Source organism: Ferrimicrobium sp., assembly GCF_027364955.1.
Lineage (GTDB): Bacteria > Actinomycetota > Acidimicrobiia > Acidimicrobiales > Acidimicrobiaceae > Ferrimicrobium.
The window spans coordinates 102,555-112,500 of the sequence record NZ_DAHXOI010000009.1; the positions used below are offsets into that span (position 1 = coordinate 102,555).

The following is a 9,946-nucleotide window of genomic DNA, read 5'->3' on the forward strand; positions in this document are numbered from 1 at the left end:
GTGTCGGCCCAGACGTCTCGGCGAACGAGCGGTGCTCTCGCAGCGATGCAGTGGCTTTACGCTAGCGTCGCAGTTCTTTGACTGACCCAAACGATCCCGTGGCTTTGCACGGCTCCTGATCTGATCGCACGTTCGTGCTGAGAGGTTTGCTCACGTAGAGGGGAGTATGCGTGATGGCCAAGGCGCCAACGGCCTGACGTCAGGTAGCGTTCCCGTTGAGGAGGACGGTTGGTGGTGGCCATGCAAATAACGTCGCGACACATTCGTTAGACTAGGCTGGGTGGCCATGCCCCCGTAGCTCAGGGGATAGAGCAGTGGTTTCCTAAACCATGTGCGCAGGTTCGAATCCTGCCGGGGGCACTCATCGACCCTTCGATTCTTTGCGCGTGCCGCGGATACGGTCTTGTGCGGTAAATAGGGACAACCGGCTGTCATCGTGGCCATGGTGTGACGTTGTTCGATCTGGTGGGTTCATGGTTGAACACACACACTGTTCACTAGGATCAGAGCATGAGAATACTTGTGATCGGTGGAACGCAGTTTATTGGAAGACACGTAACCGAAGAACTGCTGCGAAGGGGCGATGAGGTCACGCTTTTCCACCGTGGGAAGACGAACCCTGAACTGTTTCCAGAGGTAACGCACGTTCTCGGGGATCGGAATAGTGACCTGGGAGGTCTTGCGGTGGGTGAGTGGGATGCCACCATCGACACTTCGGCCTACTTCCCGCGACAGGTGCGCGCACTCGGTGCCGCGTTGGGCAAGCGCGGCGGTACGTATCTGCAGGTCTCATCGATCGCTGCCTATGCTGGCCCGGTGGCGCCTGGGTACACCGAGGATGCGCCATTGGGCGACTTGGTCAATCCAGATGTCGAGGAGGTGACAGCGACCACCTATGGAGGACTCAAGGCACTCTGTGAACGAGCGGCGAAGGAGAGCTTTCCTGAGGCACCCCTTGCTATCGTGCGACCAACCTACGTGGTCGGCCCCTACGACCCAACGTATCGTTTCACCTGGTGGGTGGAGACGATCGCGAGAGGTGGCACTCTCTTGGTTCCCGGACCGATGGATAACCCGTTTCAAGTGATCGATGTTCGTGATTTGGCGGAGTTCATGGTGACGCTGGTTCACACACAGACCGCTGGGGTGTATCATACGGTGAGCCCGTTGACCCCCTTGGACTTTGCGGGCTTCTTGACGAGTGTGCGTGACACCATCGTCCCTGAGGGTGGGGTTGAGTTTGTATGGGTGGAACCCACACTCCTTAACGAGGTTGGGGTTAACGAGCAGGTCTTTCCGCTTTGGGAGGGTCTCAGCCCCGAGCGGTGGAAAAGTGCTGCCGCTCCTGATCGTGCGTATCGGGCTGGACTCAAAACCAGGTCACTCGCAGCGACGATCGCCGATACGCACGCATGGGCGCTCCAGGCAGGCTATGTTCCCTCATCGACTGAGAGTTTTGGACTGTCTGCGCTCCAGTACCAACAACTGCGCGCCCGTCTCGCGTAGGCGCTTGCGCACAGAGTGGCTGCCGTGGTCATCGCGCGTGCATCCGATGGTCGTTTGGGGTGCTCAGTCCTCATCGTATTCGGTAGTCAGGGCCAGCCATTGATCCTCAGCGTCGTCGAGTTCTGACTGACAACGAGCGAGATCGGTACCGAGCTTTGCGAGTACTTCGTGGTCGGTCTGCTCTTGGAAGGCGAGCGTGAGTTGATCTCGTTCTCGGGTGAGGCGTTCGATGAGTGACTCCAGTTTGCGCAGTTGAAAACGGATGGTGCTTGGAGACTTTCTTGATGCAACGGAAGAGCTCGGCGGCGGTGTTGCGTCGCCAGCTCGCTCACGTTGGGAAACGTCGTCTCTGGTCCCGCGAGTTGGTCGTAGTGACGTCTCAGCGATCCAGGCCGTGAGTCCGCCAGGTACTTCGCTGACTCGTCCTGGCAAGCAGGCCACAATACGGTCGGTCACTCGGTCGAGGAAGATGCGATCGTGACTCACTGCCACGAGCGCCCCGGGCCAGTCTTCGAGGTAGTCTTCGAGCGCGCGCAGTGTGTCGAGATCGAGATCGTTCGTAGGCTCGTCAAGCAGCAGGACATTGGGACGAGTCGCGAGGACAGTGAGGAGCTGTAGACGGCGACGCTCACCCCCCGAAAGTGTACCGACGGTGGCCCACGGGAGTTCACCAGTGAACCAGAACCGCTCCATGAGGTGAATGTCTGCTGGGTCCCCAGGCACGCGATGTGGGCCGGCGACGACATCGCGCACCCGCGCGTTCGGATCGAGATCGGGACCTTGTTGGGCGTAGTAGCCAATACGTACGGTGGTGCCGACTTCAATCCGTCCCTGTGTGGGGTGACGCAGCCCGGCGAGCATTTCGAGGAGAGTTGTTTTTCCTGTGCCGTTTGATCCGACGATGCCAAGGCGCTCTCGTGGGGCAAGGCTCATCGTGACATCGCGAAAGGTCGGGGACTGATCATGGGGATATTGATAGCTGGCAGCCACGACCTCGAGCACTTTGTTGCCTAAGCGAGGTGTACCAAAGGTGAGATCGATGTCGCCAGGGCGAGCAGCTTGTGGGGGAAGGGTGCCAATCAGCTGGCGTGCAGCATCGATCCTGGCTTGTGGCTTACGGGTTCGCGCCTTTGCACCGCGCCGCAACCATGCCAGCTCATGGCGCGCGAGGTTCCGGCGTATGGCGTCGGCCGCCTCAGCCTGGGCGTCGCGTTGAGCACCAGCCGCGAGGTACCCAGCGTAACCACCATTGTGTACGTAAGCCTTCCCTCGATCTAGCTCGAGCATGCGGTTGGTTACGCGGTCGAGCAGATAGCGGTCATGACTGACCAAAATGACCCCACCGGAAAATCGAGCAAGCCACGTCTCCAACCACGTGATGGCTGCCAAATCAAGATGATTCGTCGGCTCGTCCAAGATCAAGAGATCGCCAGGGCGGCAGAGGGCGCGAGCGAGAGCAACCCGTTTCTTCTGTCCTCCGGAGAGGCCGGAGATGTTGCGATCGATGGCGCTGATCATGTCGAGACGATCGAGCACCGCCTCACCCTCCCATCCAGATCCGACCACCTCTCGCACCGTGACATCGGGCAGGTTGTCCTCCTGGTCGAGGCGGGAGATGCGCACCCCCTTGCCTCTGCGCACTTCACCGGCCTCCGGGGCCTGTTCCCCGGCAAGGACTCGTAAGAGCGTGGATTTTCCGGTGCCATTGATGCCTACCACGCCCAGACGATCTCCGTCAGAGACGGTGACCGACAGATCAGCAAAGAGCACTCGATCAGAGCGCCTCACAGCGATAGTAGCGGCATCAACGAGAATAGTCACGACTTCACGGTAGGGGGTGGAGGGTCAAGAGTGGTTCGTGGCGGAGCGAGGATCTGCAGCCACCGAACGAGCAGCGGTGTGAGCGGTCAACGGTCAGTCTCGTCGGCGAAGACGAGGAGGAGACGAGTGCCTTCTTCCGTCGCTGATCGACCAGGGCTGTTTGACGCATCTCTCCCAGCGTAGTTGCCACTGACGCTGTAGCTCGGCGAACGGGCGCTTCCTTGCTCGTGCAGAAGCACTGGTTGCGCACTTCTGTGTCATCAGACGGTCTCCCTCGGTCTGGTCTCATCGGCGCTCCTCCCTGCGCGACGGGGGCCAAGCGTTTGACGTCTGCGTCCTCTGCAGCTCTTCGATGCTGGGTAGTTCAATAGGATCATTGGGTCTTCCACCGTAGCCAGTAGGGTGCTGTGCTCGAGTGGATTGCGGTGGACGAACCTTGGATCGTGGAGGCGTTCTCCACCCTTGGGTTACGGTCACCGCGATAGCCGTGGCGTCGATCCCCGAGGGGTTCGCGACAGTCCGACGTCGGTAGGGCGCGCATCCCCATGATCGATGCGAACCAGGTGCACTGACGCCTCACGTCATGGTCGTTGGGTTTGCCCACGCGTGTGCTGCTTGACATTCTTGCACGGGGTTAGATCCAGCTATTGCTCATGGGTGGTGACTGGGATAGGCGGTGCGTCTTTACCGTGGAAGACATAGGTACCCTTGACGCGGCGCAAGGTAACGAGCACGAAGATGACACCAGCGAGGAGCAGCACTACCAGCGTTTGGTCAATCCCTGCTCCAATCGCTTTTGGTCCGTAGATAAAGAAGGCCACGAGTAGCGCGCCCATGACGGTACCGGAGAAGATGGCACCGATGAGGAGCCATCGATGTTGGTGCGGTTGGAACTGGACATCGGGTAGTTTTTTATGCCCGACGGTGAGAAAAATAATTGCCGTCATGATGTCAAAGAAGAATTCGGCCAAGAGGAAGAACCCAGCCGCTGAGAGCACCAAGTTGAAGAAGCTACCCAACGAGGAGACAAACAGTTGTACTGCGACGACGACCAAGGTCAAGCCCAGTACTGCAACGGTAGCGAAATGTGGTACGTGACGCTTACTCAACTTGCCAAACGCCTGCGGAATCAATTGCTCACGCCCCATGGAGTAGAGGGCTCGCGTCAGAATGTAGGTGGTGAGCCAAAGGCCTCCGGCTGTTGATGCGAGGATGGGGACGAGGATCACCCAGTGCGCCGATGGGAGCACGCGTTGCGCCCAGAGCGCAAGAGGGTCCGAGTCATTCGGCGCTGCCAACATCTTCATCGGCGTTTCAGAGAACATCAAGGGGTAGAGGATCGCATAGAACACCAGCGCTAGAAACGCACCGATGACGCCGCTGATACCGGGATCCTTGCGAGGCTTCTCGGACTCTTCTGCCGCGTAGGAGTCGATCTCCCAACCATCGAGTACGGTCGCGGCGACCACCGCCACGACCAGCATGCCACCGACTGGAATGGCGCCAAAATGGATACCAACCGAGGTGGCGTGTAAGCGAGCGAGCCCGAGAATTCCGAACCCGAGAAGTGAGATCATCTCGAGAACGAAGAACGCCTTCGTGATCTGCGCGGTTGGCTTTGAGCCGAGGAGCAAGGGAACGGCCGCAAATATGATCCAGAAGATGGTCACCATAATGGTCACGATGTTGCTCGCGTGATAGTGGGGAGCCACGAGCGCGAGCGTGTAGCTCGCTGCCGGAATCGCTATGGGGGGAATGGAGAAGAAATAAGCAAGGATCAGGATCCAGGCTTGGTACTGGGAGACCCTTCGGCCCATCACTCGTGAGGACCAGTGATAGGAGGCACCGGAGTTCGGGAAGTGGCGATTGAGCAACCGGAAGACGAAGGACGAGACGACGAAGGGAATGGCCAAGATGGCGATGGCTGGTAGGGCCCACCATCCCGCATCCGCTGCCATGACGCCTCCTGTGGCCGCCACGGAGAAAACGGGTCCAATGCTAGAGATGGAGAGCGGGAAGAGGTCAAAGAGCCCGAAGACCTGACGCATCTTGCGCGGTGACTCTTGGAGGTGCGAGTCCGAGGGGGTTAGCTGGTCGCTCATGCCTTCACTTTCTGGTAGCTCATCTTCGATGATCATGGGTGACAGTTCAACACTAGTTGCGAACTGTTTGCAATACTTCGCTATTCCCGGTGCGTGAGGATTTTCTTGATCAGTCGTGTGTTGGTGGACACACTGGTGTCTGCCGGCCGGCACAGTGGGTGGATTCGCGGCATCGGCTCCTTCGTTGTTGGCTCCAATATGCTGGTGCGTTCCGACGGTAGGACTCGCGTGTAGTGGGAAGGAACAAGTCGTACTGTCGGTTGTAGAATCCTGATACACCGCGGTTGCGGTCACGTAAGCCGGTTCACCCAGCAGAGAGGAACGTTGGCATGGCCAAGGAGATGGGAACGAGGGACACACGCAGCGGGCTTGCGCTTCTGGTGATCGTCATCGGCGTACTGATTACAGCGGTCGATACCACCATCGTTGTCCTTGCCCTCCCTGAGATCCAACGGAGTTTGCACGTTGGCCTGGCCTCCATTATCTGGGTGATCATCGGTTACCTTTTAGTCATTACCTTGCTGGCCACCCAGCTCGGGCGTCTCGGAGACATGTTCGGGCGGGTCCGGATGTATGAGCTAGGGTTTTTTGTCTTTATCGTTGGGTCTTTACTCTGTGCGCTTGCATGGAATGAGGCCTCCATCATCGGCTTCCGACTGCTCCAGGGCGTGGGAGGTGCTTTGGTGGCTGCCAACTCTGGTGCGGTGATCGCCGATACCTTCCCACCGGAGCAACGGGGTAGAGCCTATGGATACAACGCGATCGGTTGGAATATCGGGGCCGTCCTCGGTGTCTTGCTCGGTGGTCTGATTGTGACCTACTTCTCATGGAGATGGATCTTCTGGATTAACGTGCCGATTGGGTTAGTGGCTTTGGCTATTGCGTTCAAGGTGCTCCATGACCATGGAGAGCGTGAAAAGCGTCGACTCGACTATCTGGGCACGGTGACTCTTGGATTGGGTCTTTTTGGTATCCTCTGGGGACTCACGAAGCTGACGAGCGAATCCTTGAATGCGTCAATCATTGCGTTCGTAGTAGCTGGCCTCCTTCTTCTGGGGGTTTTCGCCTTTGTCGAGGTTCAGCAGAACGAACCGATGCTGAATCTGTCCCTGTTTAGGGTGCCAACGATGTCGCCTACGCTGCTGGCAGCGCTCTTCCAAGGGCTCGCAAGCTTTTCAGTTCTCTATCTTTTACTTATGTATCTACAGGGGGTTAGGGGATATACACCGCTGCATGCCTCTCTCCTGTTGCTTCCGGGATACGTGGTCGGTGGGGTGGTTGGCCCTATTGGTGGACGATTGGCTGACCGTTACGGTGCTGTCTGGCCAGCGACGATTGGATTAGTCGTGCAGATGCTGGCGCTGGTGATCTACGCGCAGTTGGGGACCGGTTCAGCGATCTGGATCCTTTCAGGCGCGTACGTGATCGGGGCGATAGGCTCCGGTGGCTTCTATCCGGCCAACAATGCCGCCGTGATGAAGGCGGCACCTGCTGGTAGCTTTGGTATCGCTTCGGGGATGCTGCGGACGTTTGCCAACATTGGAATGGTCTTCTCTTTCGCAGCGGCCATCGTAGTGGCGTCAGGAACTATCTCGAAGAACCAGGCATTCGCTATCTTTGTTGGTACGTCGAAGCTCAGTGCGCACATCGGCACCGAGTTCACTGCTGGCATCCATGACGCGTTTTACCTCTCAGTGGTGTTGATGGCCATCGCCGCCGTGTTCTCTGCGACCAACTTAAAACAGCACTTGAGCAGCGCAAATGCCAATCCCCCAAATTTCCTCCCCAAAACCGTCACCCCCACCGAGTAGAGCACACTAGATTTATCTATCCCATGTGGTTGTCACCTCTACCAAGAGAACAACTTCCACCGCTGGGAATGAGGAACTGAGAACCTCTGCACTGGTAACACAGCACAGAGACTCAGGGACTCGCAAACGACACACCACAGTCGCTCAAGCCTTCGGGATTGAGATCGATTGCGCTTGTGCCAAGGAGGTAACTCGCAAGAGCCCATCCAAGGTCAAGCTGGTGTGGCACATTGAAAACTGAAGAGGGAAGACATGCCAGTGCGGGTATGAGAGGAAACCCTAGGTCAGCCTCGATCCCACCGGTGAAGACGTACCACTTGGTACCAATCACTCAACAGGATCGAAGTCGTTGATCTAGTACCTCGTCAACCTAACACTTTGAGATACAACAATCCAGCTCGGATTAACTCGTCTCCTTGGAAGATGGCACCACCCACGAACGAGACCTTGGATTCGTCCAAGATCTCCCAGTGAGGGGACCATCAACCAAGAGACATTCGTTTATGACGGAGAGTTTGATCCTGGCTCAGGACGAACGCTGGCGGCGTGCTTAACACATGCAAGTCGAACGGGGTACCAGGGTAGCAATACCTGAAGTACCTAGTGGCGAACGGGTGCGTAACACGTGAGCAACCTACCCCAGAGCTTGGAATAACACCGGGAAACCGGTGCTAATACCGAATACTCTCATTCGGCCGCATGACTGAATGAGGAAAGATTTATCACTCCGGGACGGGCTCGCGGCCTATCAGCTTGTTGGTGAGGTAACGGCTCACCAAGGCTACGACGGGTAGCTGGTCTGAGAGGACGATCAGCCACACTGGGACTGAGACACGGCCCAGACTCCTACGGGAGGCAGCAGTGGGGAATATTGCGCAATGGGCGAAAGCCTGACGCAGCAACGCCGCGTGGAGGATGAAGGCTTTCGGGTTGTAAACTCCTTTCAGCAGGGACGAAAATGACGGTACCTGCAGAAGAAGCCCCGGCTAACTACGTGCCAGCAGCCGCGGTGAGACGTAGGGGGCAAGCGTTGTCCGGATTTATTGGGCGTAAAGAGCTCGTAGGCGGCTTGGCAAGTCAGATGTGAAATCTCCAGGCTTAACCTGGAGTCGCCATCTGATACTGCTATGGCTAGAGTCCGGTAGAGGATCGTGGAATTCCTGGTGTAGCGGTGAAATGCGCAGATATCAGGAGGAACACCAACGGCGAAGGCAGCGATCTGGGCCGGTACTGACGCTGAGGAGCGAAAGCGTGGGGAGCGAACAGGATTAGATACCCTGGTAGTCCACGCCCTAAACGTTGGGCACTAGATGTGGGGCCTATTTCGACGGGTTCCGTGTCGTAGCTAACGCATTAAGTGCCCCGCCTGGGGAGTACGGTCGCAAGGCTAAAACTCAAAGGAATTGACGGGGGCCCGCACAAGCGGCGGAGCATGCGGCTTAATTCGATGCAACGCGAAAAACCTCACCTGGGTTTGACATGTAGGGAAAAGCTACAGAGATGTAGTGTCCTTTTTGGGCCCTTCACAGGTGGTGCATGGCTGTCGTCAGCTCGTGTCGTGAGATGTTGGGTTAAGTCCCGCAACGAGCGCAACCCTTGCCCTATGTTGCCAGCGGATAATGCCGGGGACTCGTAGGGGACTGCCGGAGTTAATTCGGAGGAAGGTGGGGACGACGTCAAGTCATCATGCCCCTTACATCCAGGGCTGCACGCATGCTACAATGGCCGGTACAAAGGGTCGCCAACCCGCGAGGGGGAGCCAATCCCATAAAGCCGGTCTCAGTTCGGATCGCAGTCTGCAACTCGACTGCGTGAAGTCGGAGTCGCTAGTAATCCCGAATCAGCACGTCGGGGTGAATACGTTCCCGGGCCTTGTACACACCGCCCGTCACACCACGAAAGTCGGCAACACCCGAAGCCGGTGGCCCAACCAGTAATGGAGGGAGCCGTCGAAGGTGGGGTCGGTGATTGGGGTGAAGTCGTAACAAGGTAGCCGTACCGGAAGGTGCGGCTGGATCACCTCCTTTCTAAGGAGCACACGCCAAACCCATCTGAGTCCACATCCATCCAACGGCTACGCAAGTAGCCAGAGGAAGAGTGGGTGTGACACAGATGGTAAGGCGCTCTCAAAGAAAGTGTCGAAGCCTGGCATCCCTCTTCAGCTACAATGCGACCCTTGGTCGCGCACTTTGAGAATGAAAGAGCGAGCACGAGTAATCAACATAAGTACTCCAAGTTATTAAGAGCCAACGGTGGATGCCTTGGCGCCTGAAGCCGATGAAGGACGTAGGCGACTGCGATAAGCCATGGGGAGCTGTCTACCAAGCTTCGATCCATGGATCTCCGAATGGGGAAACCCGACATCAGTAAATGCGATGTCACCCCTGCCTGAATATATAGGGCAGGAGGAGGGAACAAGGGGAATTGAAACATCTCAGTACCCTTTAGGAAAGGAAAACAACAGTGACTCCCCAAGTAGCGGCGAGCGAAAAGGGAAGAGCCCAAACCGAACCGGTGTGATAGCCTGGCGGCGTTGCCGGTTCGGGGTAGTGGGAGTGATCATCTTGGTTCGCCAGAATCAAGAAGGAGTTACAAAGTTGGTCGGTTAGTCAAAGCAGTCTGGAAAGCTGCGCCACAGAGGGTAATGGCCCCGTAGACGAAAACCCCCAACCTCCTTCGATCGCCACCCAAGTAGCGCGGGATCTG

The 9,946-nt window shown here is 57.4% G+C and carries 4 protein-coding genes, 1 tRNA gene and 2 rRNA genes (1 of these 7 running past the window's edge); 5 read left to right on the forward strand and 2 right to left on the reverse strand.

The features are described 5' to 3' along the window. Positions 1-288: 288 nt before the first annotated feature. Both M7Q83_RS08025 and M7Q83_RS08030 read left to right on the forward strand, forming a co-directional pair. Positions 289-360 (forward strand) — tRNA-Arg (locus tag M7Q83_RS08025). 150 nt (positions 361-510) lie between these two features. Then, positions 511-1,506: an NAD-dependent epimerase/dehydratase family protein gene (locus M7Q83_RS08030; RefSeq protein WP_298337150.1), complete on the forward strand. Its 996-nt coding sequence runs from the start codon at positions 511-513 to the stop codon at positions 1,504-1,506. A gap of 63 nt (positions 1,507-1,569) precedes the next feature. On the opposite strand, the gene M7Q83_RS08035 is transcribed toward M7Q83_RS08030, so the two are convergent. After that, a complete protein-coding gene (locus M7Q83_RS08035) occupies positions 1,570-3,327 on the reverse strand; it encodes an ABC-F family ATP-binding cassette domain-containing protein (RefSeq protein WP_298337152.1) in 1,758 nt (585 codons plus the stop codon). Positions 3,328-3,971: 644 nt separating this feature from the next. Beyond that, entirely contained in the window at positions 3,972-5,429 is a 1,458-nt protein-coding gene (locus tag M7Q83_RS08040; RefSeq protein ID WP_298337154.1) for an APC family permease, read from the reverse strand. A 329-nt stretch (positions 5,430-5,758) separates the two neighbouring features. Here M7Q83_RS08040 and M7Q83_RS08045 point away from each other — a divergent pair, with 329 nt between their 5' ends. The 3 genes from M7Q83_RS08045 to M7Q83_RS08055 form a co-directional block, all read left to right on the forward strand. After that, positions 5,759-7,240: an MFS transporter gene (locus tag M7Q83_RS08045; protein WP_298337156.1), complete on the forward strand. Its 1,482-nt coding sequence runs from the start codon at positions 5,759-5,761 to the stop codon at positions 7,238-7,240. A gap of 503 nt (positions 7,241-7,743) precedes the next feature. Further along, positions 7,744-9,267 (forward strand): 16S ribosomal RNA (locus M7Q83_RS08050). A gap of 202 nt (positions 9,268-9,469) precedes the next feature. Then, positions 9,470-9,946 (forward strand): 23S ribosomal RNA (locus tag M7Q83_RS08055) (its annotated part continues 1,614 nt past the right edge of the window); the annotation flags it as partial.